Here is a 17,107-nt window from a genome sequence, read left to right as displayed (position 1 = left end):
TAGAAATTCAAAATTAGAAATGATGGCAGATATGGTTTCTGACAGCTTTACAAGCCTTGGATCCAAGAGCAGTAAACTTTTCGAAAAATCAAATTGGAGGAGCACCAGGTAGAGCAGTAAAAGCCTCCGGAGGACCTTTTTGATTGGAATAATTGGGTTGCTAATTGTTGCTTGATAGAGGATATGAATACGCCTTCCAACCCTACAACCTCCATTTAACAATTCAACAATTTAACAACCAGCAACCAACAACCAAATTACACCATCTCTTTAAACCTGACCACAAACGTAGTGCCCTGCTGTTCTTCACTTTCGATGCTGATGGAGCCGCCCACATTATCGATAATCCGTTTCACGATGTAAAGTCCTACGCCACTTCCCTGCACATGCGAATGCATCCGTTTAAAAAGCTCAAATACCCTTTCCCGCTTTTGGCCCGGTATGCCCAGGCCATTGTCCTGAACAGTTATTACAAAGTCTGAACCATCGCGCCAGGTGGTGATCAGGATGACCGGCTGCCGGGAGGGTGAGCGGTATTTTATGGCATTATGGAGCAGATTATAAAGAATACTCTTGAAATTTCGTTTTGAGAAATGAAGAAATGGCGCCTGCACGCTGTTCAGGTTTATCTGCGCCCCCGACTCCACCATCTCCTGCCCGATAAGCTGCTTTACCTCCTCCACCAGCTGCGCCACATCCAGGGGCTCTGCTGCCTGATCAAAGCTTCTCTGTATCCGCGCCACCTCCGTCAGGTCCTCTACTGTTAGTTTAAACCGCTGAACCGATGTTTTGATATGCTCCAGTTCCTTTGCCACGCTAGCCTTTGCGGCACCAAGCCCCTCTTCCAGCAAGTTCACCAGCCCCTCAATGTTCAGGATCGGCGACTTCAGGTCGTGCGAGGCGGTATATACAAACGTATCCAGGTCGTCGTTTACGCGCTTCAGGTTGGCATTGAGTTTCTCGAGCTGCTCCAGGTGCGCCTGCGTATGCTTCTGGGCCAGCACTGTGGAGGTAATGTTGTTGAGGATGATGATTTTGTACTGAGAGGCATCCTGCGCATTTATATCAGCAACCGCCATTTCAAGGTAACGGCATTTCTCCAGATCCTGCAGCTCAAACACCTTTTTAGGCTCCGTTAAGTAACCATCCAGCATATATTGCCTCACCTCTTCCTGCATTGGCTCCGGAAAAAGGTCGGCGAAAGAGGTGCCCAGAATTTCCTTCTCCGACTTAAGAAACAGATTGGCTGCGTACGAATTGATGGTGAGCAAGTGGCCGGTTCTGGAGATCAGCGCTGCTCCGATCGGGGCCTCCTCCAGCACTTTGGCCGTGTAGTCTACCCGCACTTTTTCGAGTGCGCCTGAGCTCAGGTTAGTGATGGGCAGGGGTGCGGCCTTTACCCTGGCGTAGCTCCGCCGTTGCCTGGTGCGCTGCACAGCATCTTCCACAATGCTCACCAGCTGCTTGCCTACCCTGTTCGAGAAGCTCTGCACCGTGGGCCCTATAAATGGCGAAAACTGGAGGGCATGTTTTATTTTAGTATGATTCTCCACATCATTTATCAGGAGCACCGAAATGTACTTATCCAGGGCATAGGCCTCCTGCGCCACCCGTATCGGGTTCTCTACTTCCTCCCCGATCAGCAGCACATAAGCTGCTCTCAGGTCCGGATTAACCTGCTTCAGGTCTTTGCCCTCCACTTTTCTGAACTTCGGGTCGGGCTGTTGCCAGTTTTCCTGAAGTAAGTTGAGCGTTTCCTGGTATAAGCCTATATGTAGTATGTCAGTCATGTACAGAAGTATTAACTGTCCAGAATCGGCTGCTCCAGCAAAGCACGACCGAGCCAGGTATACAGCAGGTCGGTAGTGGGCGCCATAACGTGTGCGGCACGGGCATCGCGGAGCAGCACCTCCAGCCTCGAGTTCTCGCGGTAAGCAATGCCACCGGCCAGAGTCATCGCCTCGTTTACGACATCTACGCAGCAATGGGCCACCTCTGCCTTGGCCGACAGAATGGGCAGAATGGCCTGCTCATCGCCCGTATCGCCGAGCTGCGTGGCATGGTAAATTAATTGCCTGGTTCGTTCTATTTTTGCCCAGAGCTGCCCCAGGCGGTGCTGCAGCAAAGCAACCTGACTAAGGGAGCTGCCGCTATGCCGGTAGTTTCTGTTCATCAGGTGCTGCCGCACCTCGTTAAAGGCCGCCTGCGCAATGCCCAGGTAAGTTCCCGACATAGCGGTCAGAAAATAAGGGGTAATTACCTGAAACATGTACCACAGCTGGTCGCCTCGGGCGCCCAACAGGTTGTGGGCAGGAATCTTTACATTGTGGAGCGTAAGGCTACGGGACGAGTTTCCGCGCATGCCAAGCCCACGCCACTCCGGACCCCATTCCAGCCCCTGCATCTTCTCTTCCAGTATCACGCAGGAGAATTCGTGCAGGGCAGCGTCTGGCTCCACGCCTACCGTAGAGGCCACATAAGAGTCGGCACGGGAGCCATTGGTTACAAAGGTTTTGGCCCCGTTCACCAGAAATTCTTCGTCTGATAGTGCCAGCAACTGTGTCTGAGGGTAGTAAAAGTGAGCGCCGGTGCCCGGCTCGCTCAGCGCCAGGGTAGTCAGGTGCTGGCCTGCGGCAATAGGCTCCAGAAAATCGGTTTTCTGGAGGGGAGTAGCTTTGGCACTTATCACAGCGGAACCTACACAGTGCATACCGAAACACAGGGCCGCTGAGGCCGACACTCCGCCGAGAATCTCGCAGGAGCGGGCCAGGCTATAGAGTCCCTGGCCGTGCCCCCCGCACGATTCCGGCACCACCAGCCCGCCAAGGCCTGCTCCCTGCAGCGCCCTGATACTCTTCTCCGGCCACATGGCCTGCGCATCCACTGCTGCTGCTTCCTCCTGCACTATGGTTTCGGCAATCTGCCTTACTTTATCCAGAACTTCCTTTTCATTCATGTGTCTATGGTATCTTGGCGGCACCTATGCAGTCTGCCTGGCTGAGTTCGTACCTCATACGTGCACTTGTCAAAATTATCAAACTAATTGTGCTTCCTGAAAGGAACTTGTGCATATTTTATGCTCCCGCCAGCATAAGCCGCTGTATTGATTCCAAAACTGAAGCTTTCAGAATGATTTGGCAGGAAATCAGCTGGCACTTCAGTACGTTTGATCTCCTCCAGGAAACATCCTTTACATTCTGCTGCAGTCAAAAGCAGCAGCAGTGCCTCCGGAGGGGCAAATTCATTAGAATAATTTGGTTGATGCACCCAGGGAGCAATAAACTGATGTGACCCTATCTAAAAACTAAAAGAGGGCACTTTTCAAAGCAGCCCTCTTTTTTTGGTCATCTCTGCCTGCTGTTACTTTCCTACATTCTCCTGCTCAGGAAGTTCGTTATATCCTGACATCCTTCCCTTGTTGTCCTTCTTGTCCACTTCATCAACGTTTCCCTTCTCACCACCCGGGTAAGCGGAACTCTCTTCTGCTGCTTTAGTAGCATCTCCGGCAGCATTCTCTTTGCCTGGTCCGGCACTTTCTTTTTCTACCTCTGAGGCTGGTTTGTCTTTTTCTGATTTCATTGTTTCTTTCTGTTAAGATGATTTCTTGATTATGGGTTTCCCCTTATCCTCTTCTATAAACGGTAAGTTGTCAGAATGTTTTGTTTTTAATTTGCTGCCACCTGCACAGTGCCATAAACTGGCTTTATCAGATCGAAGGGGCAACCCCACGGTCCCTCCTATCACATTATCTGCAAAGTGAGGTCTGCAGGAATAATCCTGATAGCGTAGAAATGCTGTTCAGTTGCCTGAGGGAACTTTATGGCCTGCCTTTACTGTAGGTAATAAAGCTGAATGAAGTAAAAATTACCTGAAGCATAATCCGCTGACATTTAAAATAATAGCGCTTCGAAAGGTATTAAATGCCTGGTGGAATTGGCAAAACTGCCTTATCTTTAAACTTAAGTATTAATTTTACGGCAACAAAACGGCTGTTCTAAATCAGGAGCAGCATTGGATTTAATTTTTTTCAGACACAAAACGAACCCTACATCTATGCAATCACAAAATGCTAAGGCAGGCATGGCACGTGCGAGACGACACGTAACGCTTTTTCTGCTGGGAGCAGCCACTATCTGCTCTTTAGAGGCATCGGCGCAATCCGGCGCTAAAAAGAACAAGAAAACGCCGTTTATCGACAAAGCCAACATGGACCTGAGTGTGAAGCCAGGCGATGACTTTTATACCTACGCCAGCGGCACCTGGATTAAGAACAATCCAGTTCCGGCCAAAGAAACCCGCTGGGGAAGCTTTAACCTGCTCCGCGATTTCAACATTAGTGCCGTAAAAACCATCCTGGCCGAGTCTGCCGCCAAAACAAACGCCCCTGCAGGCTCTGTTGAAAAACGCGTAGGCGATTTTTATGCGGCTGCCATGGATAGCGCGGCAATCGACAAACTGGGCTACACTCCCATCAAAGCAGACCTGGAGCGCATCAGTGCCATAACAGACCTGAATGGCGTGCTGCATGAAGTGGCTTTCCTGCGCACCTCCGGCGCCGGCTCACCCATGTTCGGGTTTTATGTGGGCCAGGACCGCAAAGACGTGGAGAACATGGTGCCACAGCTTAGCCAGGGCGGCACTACCCTGCCCGACCGCGACTACTACCTGAAAAATGATGCCCGCACGCTCAGAATTCAGGAAGCCTACAAAAACTACATCACCACCCTCTTTACCCTGACGGGCGCACCTCAGGCTACGGCCCAAAAAAATGCCGAGACGATATTTGGCATGGAGCAGAAACTGGCAGAGGCGCAGATGGCCCGTGTAGAAATGCGCGACCCCTACAAAACCTACAACAAGTTCGCCATTGCCGACCTAAACAAACAGACACCAAACCTGAACTGGTCGCAGCTGATGCAAAAAATGAAGGTGACCGGGCAGGATACTATTCTGGTAAACAACCCCGCTTTCTTTAAGACCCTGGATGGGCAGCTCACCAGTACGCCGGTGGCCGACTGGAAAACCTACCTGCAGTGGAACGTGCTGAAATCTGCGGCACCTTACCTGAGCTCCGACTTTGTTGATGCCAATTTCGCCTTTTCGCAGGTATTAAGCGGGCAGAAGGTGCAGACGCCACGCTGGCAGCGCATGTCGTCGCTTACCGACGGTACTATCGGCGAACTGCTGGGCCAGCTGTATGTGCAGAAGCACTTTAAGCCAGAGGCCAAAGCCAGAATGGACGAAATGATCGAGAACCTGATCAAAGCCTACGAAATCCGCATCAACAACCTGGATTGGATGAGTGCCGAAACAAAAGAAAAGGCCCTTGCCAAACTGCATGCCTTCACACCAAAAGTAGGCTACCCTACCAAGTGGAAAACATACGATGGCCTGGCTATCAGCCGCAATAATTTCTTCCAGAATGTGCGCAATGCCGGCCAGTGGGGCTACAACGACATGATCAGCCAGTTGGGCAAACCGGTGGACAGAACCAAGTGGGGCATGACACCTCCAACCGTAAATGCCTACTACAGCCCGGTGATGAACGAGATCGTGTTTCCGGCCGGCATTCTGCAGTTCCCGTTCTTCGACCCGAAAGCGGATGATGCCGTGAACTATGGCGGTATTGGTGCCGTTATCGGCCACGAAATTTCGCACGGATTCGACGACTCGGGTAGCCAGTACGACAAAGACGGCACCCTGCGCAACTGGTGGACTGCCGAAGACCGCGCCAAGTTCCAGGAGAAGGCCAAAACCCTGCAGGAGCAGTACGACACCTATACCGTGCTGGACTCGATCCATGTGAATGGTAAACTAACCCTTGGTGAGAACATCGGGGACCTGGGTGGCCTGAGCGCTGCGTACGAAGCCTTTAAAATGACGAAGCAAGGTAAATCGAAGAAGAAGATCGATGGCTTTACGCCGGATCAGCGTTTCTTCCTGTCGTGGGCGCAGGTCTGGAGAGGCAACATCTTGCCTGAAACCGCTGCCCAGATGATCCTGACAGACACGCATTCGCCGGGCCAGTACAGAACCATCGGGGCGCCCGTAAACATGGACGCCTGGTACAAGGCTTTTAATGTGAAGCCTGGCGACAAGCTCTATAAAAAACCAGAAGACCGCATCAGGATCTGGTAAACTCCCGCTGGCCTGCAAGAGCCAGCCCTATAATCATTAAAAAAGCCGCTCAGACTGATTTGTCTGAGCGGCTTTTTTAATGATTATGCTCCCTTTTTCTGCCTCCGATTAGTCGCGGCACCGCTAATACCCGTAAACAGGTCTGAATCAGGCTTCCAGAATACCCTACGTTTTACACCCGAACTTAAACCCATGTCGAAACCAGCTAGCACCAGCCTGGGCAGGAAAATATTTAAATTTGCAGGAATAATATTCGGCAGCTTGCTGATTTTGGTACTGATCGTATCGCTGTTGCTCCTCACCTGGCTGGAGCCTTCTGTAGAACGTTTTATGAAAGAGCAGGTCGCAGAGAACACCGAGGGCCTGTATGTGGTGGACTTTGAGGATATGCAGCTCAACCTGCTGTCGGGCTCGCTGACCTTCGATCACCTGCACCTCCTCCCCGACACCGCCCGGCACGAGCAACTGCGCAGGCAGGGCAAGGCAAAGCAGCTGCTGGTGCAGGTACAGGCCCCTTCCCTGAAGATTACAGGAGTAAAGCTCCTGAATGCGCTGATCAGGAAAAGGATCAGCATTGGCACCATTCTGTTGGATAACCCGCAGATAACGACCTTTTATGACGGAAGGGCAACAGCAGCGGATAACGGCTCCGGACAATCCATCAGAAATATAAAGGCTGTACGTATCAAAGATTTTCATATCCGGGAGGCCAGCTACAGGCATGTGGCGTATCCTGACCAGGAAAAAGTGCAGCACCTGGCACGGCACATCACGTTCCGGGTAAAAGACATGCTCCTCCATTCTTTTGACCAGCCTGACCATACCCGCATGTTCAGGGCCGACGACGTGCAGCTGCAGGTAAAAGACTATGCCTTCCGCGCACCCGACAGTGTGTACCACCTTCTGGTAGGTTCCCTCGATTATTCATCTCGAAAAGGCGAATTCCTGCTCCAAAACACCCAACTCAGGTCCGACAACAAAGCGAACCTGGCCCTAGGCTCTGGACAAGCCAGCCCTGCTGTACTTGACATAGCTGCACCACTGCTGCGCATTACCGGCTTCGATGCAGTGGAAGCATACCGTACAAAGCACCTGCGGCTGGAGCAGCTGCACCTGGAGAGCGCGGCCTTTGCCATACTGCAGAACCCCGGTGTGCCCTCCTCACAGGATACGCTGGACATTGGTGAACTTTATGAAAAGGCATCGCCCTACCTCGAGCAGTTTAGCCTGGGCGAGCTTCGCATTTCCAATTCAGAGCTGGCGCTGCGGCAACAGTTTGAAGAGGCTTATACCATCCATCAACTCAACAACATAACATTGGCTATACAGGCCATCCAGGTAGATTCCAGCGTCCTGGTTTCGCCAAAACAAAACTTCTTTGCAGAGGATATCTTCTTTGCAGCTACAGATTATTGTTTTCAGCATCCGCAAAGCCCTTACGTGGTGCAGGCCGGCAACCTGGAACTCACTACCAGCGCCAACCTGATTAAAGCAGGCAACCTAAACGTTATAGGCGACTGGCAAAAAAACGACAGACTAAAACGGATCGGCAAAGCCAGCCCGATGCTGTACAACATAAAAGCGCCACGCCTGCAAATTATACAGACCGATCTGATAGAAGCCTTTAGAACCGGAAACCTGAAGATTGGCAGGATACTGCTTGAGAAACCGGACATCAGCCTGGTGCAGGACCTGCAGGTTCCGAGCGAGGACCTTGATAAGATTATGCAGGAAAGCTACCGGGAAATTTCTGGTGTTGTCACAAAGCTACAGCTGCGGGAGCTAAGCATACAGGACGCCACCTTCGACCTCCACACCAAAAACCAGCAGTTGCAGCTAAGCCAGCACCTGAGCCACGCCTCTGTGGTGGCCACCGGTTTAAAAATTGACTCCGCTTTTGTTTACAGCTCCAACAAAAAACTGCCGGTGACCGATGTGGTGATAGCAGCCACAGATTATACGTTTAAAATTCCGGACAACCCGCACACCTTTACACTGGGCAGCCTGCGCTACTCTACCCGAAAACAGGAGCTCACCGCCCGGACCATAGAGGTGCATGCCGACAGCGAACAGAACACCCAGCTAAAGGCTACTGCAAAAGCCCAGCGCCGCCTCTTCGATGTGGCAGCCACACAACTGCATGTAACAGGATTAAACCTGATACAGGCCTACAACACCAAAACCCTGCACATAAATGAACTGGTAGTGAGTCAGCCGGATCTGGCCATTATGCAGGACAATACCGTAACCTCCACTACAGTTGAGCCGAGCCAACAAGTTGACAACAGCAAACTTTTTGGGGTATTGGGGGCCATTTCTGCCAAAACCATCCGCCTGGAAGATGGCACGTTTAACTACCACGACAAGCGGGACGAGGTGGTACGGACGCAGGTGCTGGAGCATGCCTCTGCGTCGGTTTCAGGCTTGCATCTGACAGCCGACAGGCTGGCCGACATAGAAGAAAGCCTGCCGGTGCAGGAGCTCACCCTCTCGGCCAGCAACTACACCTACCGCTCCCCCGACAGCCTCTACACCCTCAGGCTGGGCCACCTGAAGTACTCCAGCCGAGAGCAGGAACTGGTGGCCAGCTCCATCGACCTTGTTTCGGATAAAGAAGTGCACCAACGCCTGAAGCAGGAGCACAGGGAGCAGGCAAGCCGGAATCTTTTCGATCTGTCGGCCAATCATTTCCGGATCACAGGCCTGGACCTGGTACGGGCTTACGAAACAGGCCGGTTTAGTATGGAGGAGATACGGTTAACAGAGCCGGAGGTAGGCATTCTGCAGGACCAGAACGTGCCGGCCACCAACGGGGAGCCACAGCAGCAAACCGCAGACAGCCGCCTCAACCAAATGGTAGAAGCCTTCAGGGTGCAGCACATAAACATTACCGACGGCACCTTCCGGTTCAATATGCTGCAGGACACGATTTTGAGGAGCCAGACCATACAAAATGTGTCGCTGGCGCTGGAGCGGTTCAGGCTGATTGACCTGGCTGCCAACGACCCGCTCGATATGTTCTATGTAGATGATATAGGGCTCGCGGTACACGACTACGTCATTTACCTGCCCGACAGCCTGTACCGGCTGGAGGTGAAGGAAGTGCGAACCTCTCTGAACGAGCAAGCGGTTTATATTGATAGTCTGCGCCTGGTGCCTCTCTACGACCAAAAGGAATTCACCAAAAAGCTCGACTACTCCGACGACCGCTTTGAGGTGAGCGTACCAGCCATCCGGTTACTGGGCATAAACCTCGGGGCCCTGTACAACTACCAGGATATTTTGGTGGAAAAGGTGCTGATACAGGATGTGGTAACAGAAGTTTTTCGCGACAACCGCCTGCCACAGGATCCGAACCGAAGGCCGCCAACCTTACAAAAAATGGTTCGAGACATAGATGCTTACCTGGCCATAGATACTGTTCTGGTGGAAAACAGTAAGCTCACCTACTCCGAGATTGCCCCCAATAGTATTAAGCCCGGTAAGGTTGTGTTTAACAACATAAGGCTTGAGGCCCTCCATATCACAAACGATGCCTCGCTGATCAGAGAAAAAAACAGGACGCTTGTAAATGGCTCTGCCTTGTTTATGGATGAAAGTAAACTGGACGTGCAGTTCCAGTTTTTCCTCGACCATCCCGAAGACCTTTACACGTACGAGGGCACTCTCGGATTCATGAAGTTTGAGGCTTTTAATCCGGTAATTGAAAATATTATAGCAGTAAGCGCAGAAAAAGGCCATATTAAGTCAGCTGCTTTTTCTGTAAAATCTACCGGGCATGTGGCTGAGGGGCAGATAGACTTCCTGTACGAAGACCTCAAAATACAGCTTCTGAACAAAGAGGACAAAGAGAACCCGGGCTTTTGGCTGAATGCTGGCAGTTGGCTGCTCAACCACCTGGTCATAAAGTCAGACAATCCGGCAGGCAAAAGAGAGTTGCGGGAAGGTAAGATCGAAACAGATCGCAACTATCAGAAATCCGTCTTCAACCACATGAGCAAAGCGCTGACCGGCGGTATCACCTCCAGCCTGATGACACCGCTGGTTGAAAAAGTGGCAGGGATTTTTATCAGTGATTAAGCAGCAAAACCTGCCCGATAATTTTTGATTGTTGGCAGTTGATTGTTAACTGTTGTTAGGCACCTTGCTCAGCACATTCCTTTCAGGCAATTATTTGAATGAATTTGCCCCTCCGGAGCTAATCTTGTAGGGATAATTCTTAAGACCGCTAAGGTGCATCGTAAAGGCACTTTTTATTTTTCCCCTACAAGAGCAGCAACAGTAGCGGATTTCCTAATCTGCGTGTAGGTGTAGGGGGATTAGGAAATCTCCACCAGGAAATGTCCCGACGGAGAAGTCCGAAGCAGCAGCCGAAACAGCATGTGGTACTGCTGCTTGATGTCATGAGCACCTGTGAGGGGTGCGGCTACATTTTTCTGAATCTAACGGATGCTGTCCTTCCCGTTTGCAGAAACATTTCCAAATCTTCACATCTCCAAATTTTTAAATCTCCAAATCAACCATCAATTATTTGAATCAAAAAGCCCCTCCGGAGGCGCTGCTGCTGCTTGTCTGGCAGGCTGCTACTTAACCAAAAGTACCGCTGTTTCCGTATGCTTTGCTAGACACTTTCCATTTACTAAAAAGAGCCTTATGAACACCTTTTACTCTACCAAACCCGAAGACCTGCTATTTGATGCCGCCCGCAAAGGAGACCTTGCCTACCTGAAACAACAGATCGACGAAGGCGCCGACATAAATGTTCAGAATGCGAAAGGGTTCACCCCGCTTATACTGGCAAGTTACGACGGGCACCCCGAGGCGACCAAACTGCTGCTCGAGGCAAAAGCAGACCCCAACGTGCAGGACCTGAGCGGCAACACGGCCCTGATGGGGGTGTGCTTTAAAGGCTACCCCGAAATTGCCAGGATGCTGATAGAGCACGGCGCCGACCTCAATCTAAGGAACGGAAATGGTGGCACTGCGCTTATGTTTGCCACCCTGTTCGGAAGAAACGAACTGGTGAAACTGGTACTCTCGTACGGAGCCGATACCACCATCCAGGACGTTAGAGGGCTTACGGCCGTAGACCTGGCCATGCAGCAAGGCAATACCGAAGCGCTCGAAATGTTACAATAGCACCTGCCAGGCTCAGAAGCAGCTCTGAAGTCAGACAGGCAGGCTGCTTCTCGGCTTACTATACCGGTTTTCTTTCTTTCCCTTCCCAGCCATGTGCCGGAAGTTCATGGCGTATCATTCTTCCCGCATAGGTACAAGCGCAACGCCAACCTGATGGCAGCCTCCCTCAGAAACATCCGTTGTATGTAGCCTTCGGCAAGTATTGCTGTCATAGAAGCTTAAAAATTAGAAAGCCAGGCAACTGGTCAATAAAAAGTACTGGGAGCGTTCTTCTGATTTTGAATTTCTAATGTTTAATTTTGCGAGGCCCCTAAGCACTTAACAGACTCCTGATGCTTTCCTACTTCGAACTAAAGAAAAACGGAACTACCCTCCAGACCGAAATTATAGCTGGCCTATCGTCTTTCCTGGCTACTTCCTACATCATCGTTGTAAACCCGAGTATACTAAGCGAGGCAGGAATGCCTTTTGCCGGGGTGCTCACAGCCACGGTGCTGGTGGCATTTTTCAGCAGCCTGATGATGGGGATTTATGCCAAAAACCCGGTGCTGGTGGCGCCGGGCATGGGACTCAACGCCTTTTTCACTTACACAGCTGTTTTAGGGATGGGCATACCCTGGCCTGTGGCCCTGGGTGCCGTTTTCTGGTCGGGGGTGGTGTTCCTGCTGCTTTCTTTGTTTAACATCCGGATGCTCATCCTGAAGGCCATTCCGCGCACGCTGCGCTATGCAATTGCAGCTGGCATTGGGCTATATATAACCCTTATCGGCTTTGCAAACGCCGGCTTTATAGTCCCGAACCAGACGACATTGCTCCGCTTTGGCCCCATTACCCCCGCGCTGCTCACGTTTCTGGCGGGGCTGCTGCTAACGGCGGTGCTGCTCATGTGGCGCGTAAAAGGCGCCATCCTTTTTGGCATTCTGTTTACCACGCTGGCCGCTTATCCTATTGGCCGCTGGTGGGGCGGCACCACGGCAGATGGGGTCGAAACGATCGTGAACTGGCAGGGCTTTTTTGCGGCTCCTGACTTCAGCCTGCTCCTGCAGCTCGACCTGGTCAACTCGCTGCAATGGGCCCTCGTTCCGGTGATCTTTGCCTTCCTGTTTACGGATTTGTTCGACAGCATCTCCACGTTTGTGGGGTTGGCCGAGGCGGCCAACCTGCTGGATGAGCAGGGCGAGCCCCAGCACATAAAACGCGCCCTGTTTACCGATGCGGTAGCTACCACCCTGGGTGGCCTGGTAGGTTCCAGTCCGGGCACTGCCTTCATAGAGTCGGCGGTTGGGATTGAGGAAGGCGGCCGCACCGGGCTAACCGCCATAGTAGGGGCCGTGCTGTTCCTGCCCTTCCTGTTCCTGGCTCCCCTGCTCTCGGTGGTGCCAGCCATTGCCACAGCGCCGGCGCTGGTGCTGGTAGGGGTGTTTATGGTGCGGCCCATCATAAAGGTAAACTGGCTGCAACTCGACGAGGCGATTCCGGCCTTTCTGGCCATGGTGCTGATTCCGTTCACCTACTCCATCTCCCAGGGCATTATCTGGGGTTTTCTGAGCTTCACCGCCCTGAAACTTGCCAACGGCAAAAGGTCAGAAATAAGCCTGGCGCTGCTGATCATAGATGTGTTTTGTGTGCTGGCGCTGTTGCTGTAAGGGCTCTGGCATTAGTACTCCTCCAATTTGATTTTCAGATAGGTTTAGTGCATATAAACTGCCAGAAAGCCCATCTACCATAATTTCTAATTTTGAATTTGACGAAGCACCAGCTTTACGACTCAAATCTTGTTCAACAGCTGCGCATGTTGCAACTGCTGTGGCACCCCGGATTATGTAAATAAAATACGCCCTCCAGAGCTGCTGCTCCTGCTGGTACTCTTCCCTAAATTCTTATATTGAAGGAGAAAGGGGGCTGCTCAGGCAGCTGCACAAATATTCCCCCTGCCGGGGCACATTACGGGTATTTACGGCGTTATAATGCTATGAATTATTTTGTTTCGAAAGACTCTGTGGTGCGCAGGATCTGGGGTAGCGGCGATACCATCCTCTTTATTTTTGCCGGCTCCTCTGCCGAGTTTGCCTTAAACAAGGCGGTGGACTGGCTTTACTTTACCGGCCGTTTGCCTGCCGCCCCCCTTGCCCGGCTGTTTTCCACGGTAGCCTATGCCCGCCGAATCGTTTTTTCTGAAGAAGCAGCAGCCCTGGCCACCATCGACACCATGGCCACCATACATGCTGGTGTAGAAGCCAAACGAGGCCGGTCTATCCCCGACTGGGCTTATCGCGACGTGCTTTTTATGCTGATCGATTACTCCATCAGGGCGTTTGAGGTGCTGGAAAGGGAGCTGAGCGTAGAGGAGAAGACAGAGGTGTTTGAGGTGTTTCACAGAGTGGGCAGCCGGATGGGGGTAACAGGCCTACCGACCACTTACCAGCAGTGGCAGGTCATGCGGGAAGAGCACCTGCAGCAGGACCTGGAGAAAAGTCATTACACCACAGATCTGTACCGCCAGTACAAAAAGCACTTGGGTGGGGTGCGTTACCTGCTCCTGGTCGAAGCCCAGAAAATGGTTGTTCCCGATAAAATAAAGCAGTTGCTGGGGCTTGGGCCACTTCAACTCCTCTCGCCTGTGCTGGCGGTATACAAACTAAGCCGGAAGCTCCGCATGGACTGGTTGCTAAAAGCTGTCATACTGCCCCGGGCTTATCTGAAAGAAATAAAAGACCTCGACAGGCGCCCCGTTCTTTAGAAAAGCGAGTGTTTCGCTAACGTGAGCTGAAAGCCTTACCCGGTCTCATAGCTTTTGTAAGCATAAAGAAGCCTAGCCACCCGGCTCTGTGCCCCGACAGAACCACATTTTGGATGGCTAATGACGCTTGCAGGCAATACAGAAGTTCCCAGTCAGGGCACAGGAAACGGAGAAGGAAAGGTCGCAACTGCTTTGGATGCATAAAAAACGCATGGTTGCCGATCTTATAGTCGATGTAGGGCTTCCCGACTAGTTATGGGACAAGAAAAGGCTGAAACCGTGCGGTAGCGATGCTCTTACTATAGATAGTTCCTGACTATTGCTTCATAAATAACTCTTTGTCGCCTTTTCCTTTTGCCATTGCCGTGGTACTCTTTCGAATATTTCTTTAATTTTGGCTCTGAAGTATTTCTTCACGACCGGAAAGCGAATTCTTAGGTTTGGTCATCACAAAGTTCGGCTTTCCTGTCTTTTTTAAACCCTCTATTCGCAAACCTTATTCTTGTTGGGTAGAGTCCGCTTATCGTAATCTGGAAATAAAAGAGGGCATCCTGAACCTAGGATGCCCTCTTTTTCTGAAAGTTTTCAAAATTACATTAGATCGAAGCCAGCCCTTCTTCAGGCCTGTTATGCAAGCGTTCTTGGTCGTCAGGTAGCTCCAGTTTATGCTCCTGCACCATTTCTGCCAGGGCATTGGCGTGGTCCAGGTAGTGCGAAGTATAGGAATCGTCGGAGGCGTGGACATACAGGGTGGTGTTGCCAACCACGGTGTTGATGATGTCTTCATGCTCCTCCATGGGCAGCGCCGGGCAGCCCAGGCTCCTGCCAAGCCGGCCCGACTGCTCAATAAAAGCCTCTGAGGCATATTCCGCCCCATGCATCACAATACAACGATCCAGGGCATTGGTATTGAAATTCTCATCCATGCCGTTTAGCTTCAGAGAAAGGCCATGCTTGCCGTAGTATGTGCCTTCGGTTACATAGAACCCGATGCTGCTCATATAAGACCCATACTTATTAGAAAAACTTTCGGCAAACTCCTCCCCGGAATTGCGGCCATGCGACACATACGTGTTAAAAAGCAGGTCTTTTTTATGAACATCTATCACCCAAAGCCTTTTCTCCCGCGATGATTTGGTAAAATCTACCATTGTAATGATTCCTTTCTCCGACAGCTTCCCGTCGTGCTTCAGGTTGTAGTAACCTGCCAGCGCCTTACTGAAAACCTCAAAGCGCAATCCCTCCTCCTGCAGCTGCATCTCATCATACAAAGAATAAGCAATCTGGTCGAACTTCATGACTTTATAGGTCATTAACTTGCTTTTTATGCGCCTCGAGTCCGGCTTCGCTACCGTCTGACCAGCAGGTATTGCAACCGGCGACAGGATAAGTGGGGCAAAAAGCGGTATAAGCTTTTTTGCCATCTTCTTACTCCTGTATTTCAACCTTAATTTTTTCATAACTGCATAAAATCTAATACTGCACTCAAACCCTGTTTTACGTACCAGGGGCTAATGCGTTCCATATCAGTTGTTGATTATCAACTCACTTGCTCTGCCACCACACTTTTACAGCCACAAAAAATAAGGGCATCATTTTTGGTAAAATTCTGGTATTAATACAAGTAGCACCACATCTCAGCAAATAATTATGAGGTTCCAGCCTTTAAAAAAGCATTTACATATTTTAAGTTATTTAGTCATGATAGTAGTGGTTGCCGGATGCGGGAGCCAGAAAACCCTGCGGGGCGTCTTTAAGAAAGAAACCCCGTACGAACGCTACGCCTCCTCCCTGAGAGATGCCAACCTGGACCAGACTGCCCTGGGTCAGGAATGGCTGGCAGCAGGCAACAGGGCATTGCAGGATTCCATAACCGTAACGCTGCCTTTTAAGGAGACCGGGTACTTTGCCGCCGGCAAGCCTAGGGCTTTGGGCTACCGCGTGCAGGCACAGCAAGGCGAACGGCTTGTAATAGACCTGGAACTGCGGGCAAAAGAAACAACGGCGGTATTTATGGATCTGTTTGAAGCTCCGGCTAACCGATCAGACCAACCAAAGCATGTAGCCACCGCCGATACCACCGCTGTAAGGCTGATCTACGAAGTAAACGACGACAGGCCGCACATCCTGCGGCTGCAGCCAGAACTGCTCCGTAGTGCACAGTACACCATTAGCATACAGGTGCAGCCCACGCTGGCCTTCCCGGTTCCGGGCAAGTCGAGCCGCAACATCTCCAGCATCTGGGGCGACCCGCGCGATGCCGGTGCCAGGCGGCATGAGGGCGTGGATGTTTTTGCTCCCCGGGGCACGCCTGTTATTGCCTCCGTAGATGGCATTGTAACCCGTGTGGGCACCAACACAAGAGGCGGCAACGTGGTGTGGCTATCGGATGCGAGACGCAGATACAACCTCTACTACGCCCACCTCGACAGGCAGTTGGTGGCACCGGGGCAGCGGGTAACTGTAGGCGACACGCTGGGTCTGGTTGGGAACACCGGCAATGCCATTACTACTGCACCACACCTGCACTTTGGCATTTACCTCGCCGGCAGGGGCGCTACCAACCCTTACCCCTACCTGCACCAGCCTGCCCAGGCTGCTCCGGCTGTGCAGGTAAACCTGGCCCATGTTGGCAACTGGGTGCGTGTTTCGGCCAGGCAGGCTAATATCCGGCTGCAGCCATCTACCAAAACCGGGGTTTACACTACACTGCCTCGGCACACCCCCCTGCAGGTAACCGGCGGCAGCGGCACCTGGTACCGCATACTGTTGCCCAATGGGGCCCAGGGATACATTGCCGCCAGCCTGGTAGAGGCAACCAGTAAGCCAGTGCGCCACAAGGAACTGGCAGCCGCATCGGCCCTGCTCGATGAGGCTCACCCTCAGGCTGCCCCCAAAGACAGCATGACGGCAGGCAGTCCGATAGCTGTGCTGGGCATTTATGAAGGATTTGAGCTGGTGCAGACCGAAGGAGGCGAAATCGGCTGGCTCTATACTCCCTTAAATTAGCCAACAGGAGGTATTTAAGGAGTAAGAGCAGCAAAAGGAACTTTCAGGGAGCGGGTTTTTATGTTATATTTGATGCAGATT

10 protein-coding genes are annotated in these 17,107 nt (G+C 51.7%); 6 read left to right on the top strand and 4 right to left on the bottom strand.

Going from position 1 to position 17,107, the window contains the following annotated elements:
* Positions 1-257 precede the first annotated feature (257 nt).
* The 3 genes from FJM74_RS09940 to FJM74_RS09930 form a co-directional block, all read right to left on the bottom strand.
* Positions 258-1,790: a sensor histidine kinase gene (locus tag FJM74_RS09940; RefSeq protein ID WP_187262451.1), complete on the bottom strand. Its 1,533-nt coding sequence runs from the start codon at positions 1,788-1,790 to the stop codon at positions 258-260.
* Positions 1,791-1,801: 11 nt separating this feature from the next.
* Positions 1,802-2,956: an acyl-CoA dehydrogenase family protein gene (locus FJM74_RS09935; RefSeq protein WP_187262450.1), complete on the bottom strand. Its 1,155-nt coding sequence runs from the start codon at positions 2,954-2,956 to the stop codon at positions 1,802-1,804.
* Positions 2,957-3,360: 404 nt separating this feature from the next.
* The gene (locus FJM74_RS09930; protein ID WP_187262449.1) at positions 3,361-3,579 is read right to left on the bottom strand and encodes a hypothetical protein; all 219 of its coding nucleotides are present in this window, start codon (positions 3,577-3,579) and stop codon (positions 3,361-3,363) included.
* Positions 3,580-4,206: 627 nt separating this feature from the next.
* Here FJM74_RS09930 and FJM74_RS09925 point away from each other — a divergent pair.
* The 5 genes from FJM74_RS09925 (at position 4,207) to FJM74_RS09905 (ending at position 14,017) form a co-directional block, all read left to right on the top strand.
* The gene (locus FJM74_RS09925; protein WP_241739060.1) at positions 4,207-6,138 is read left to right on the top strand and encodes a M13 family metallopeptidase; all 1,932 of its coding nucleotides are present in this window, start codon (positions 4,207-4,209) and stop codon (positions 6,136-6,138) included.
* Between the two features lie 192 nt (positions 6,139-6,330).
* Entirely contained in the window at positions 6,331-10,218 is a 3,888-nt protein-coding gene (locus tag FJM74_RS09920; RefSeq protein WP_187262448.1) for a hypothetical protein, read from the top strand.
* Between the two features lie 573 nt (positions 10,219-10,791).
* On the top strand, positions 10,792-11,277 hold the full coding sequence (locus FJM74_RS09915) for an ankyrin repeat domain-containing protein (protein ID WP_187262447.1): 486 nt from the start codon (positions 10,792-10,794) through the stop codon (positions 11,275-11,277).
* A gap of 332 nt (positions 11,278-11,609) precedes the next feature.
* The gene (locus FJM74_RS09910) at positions 11,610-12,923 is read left to right on the top strand and encodes an NCS2 family permease (protein ID WP_187262446.1); all 1,314 of its coding nucleotides are present in this window, start codon (positions 11,610-11,612) and stop codon (positions 12,921-12,923) included.
* 326 nt (positions 12,924-13,249) lie between these two features.
* On the top strand, positions 13,250-14,017 hold the full coding sequence (locus FJM74_RS09905; protein ID WP_187262445.1) for an oxygenase MpaB family protein: 768 nt from the start codon (positions 13,250-13,252) through the stop codon (positions 14,015-14,017).
* A 596-nt stretch (positions 14,018-14,613) separates the two neighbouring features.
* Here FJM74_RS09905 and FJM74_RS09900 read toward each other — a convergent pair.
* Positions 14,614-15,441 (bottom strand): murein L,D-transpeptidase catalytic domain family protein, encoded by an 828-nt coding sequence (locus FJM74_RS09900; RefSeq protein WP_187262444.1) that lies wholly within the window; start codon positions 15,439-15,441, stop codon positions 14,614-14,616.
* Between the two features lie 277 nt (positions 15,442-15,718).
* Between FJM74_RS09900 and FJM74_RS09895 the strand changes: the two genes are divergently transcribed.
* On the top strand, positions 15,719-17,026 hold the full coding sequence (locus FJM74_RS09895) for a M23 family metallopeptidase (RefSeq protein ID WP_241739050.1): 1,308 nt from the start codon (positions 15,719-15,721) through the stop codon (positions 17,024-17,026).
* The last annotated feature ends 81 nt before the right edge of the window (positions 17,027-17,107 follow it).

Origin of the sequence: Pontibacter beigongshangensis, from assembly GCF_014332515.1 — a bacterium.
GTDB classification, from domain to species: Bacteria; Bacteroidota; Bacteroidia; order Cytophagales; family Hymenobacteraceae; genus Pontibacter; species Pontibacter beigongshangensis.
This window is presented reverse-complemented; position numbering and strand designations above follow the sequence as displayed.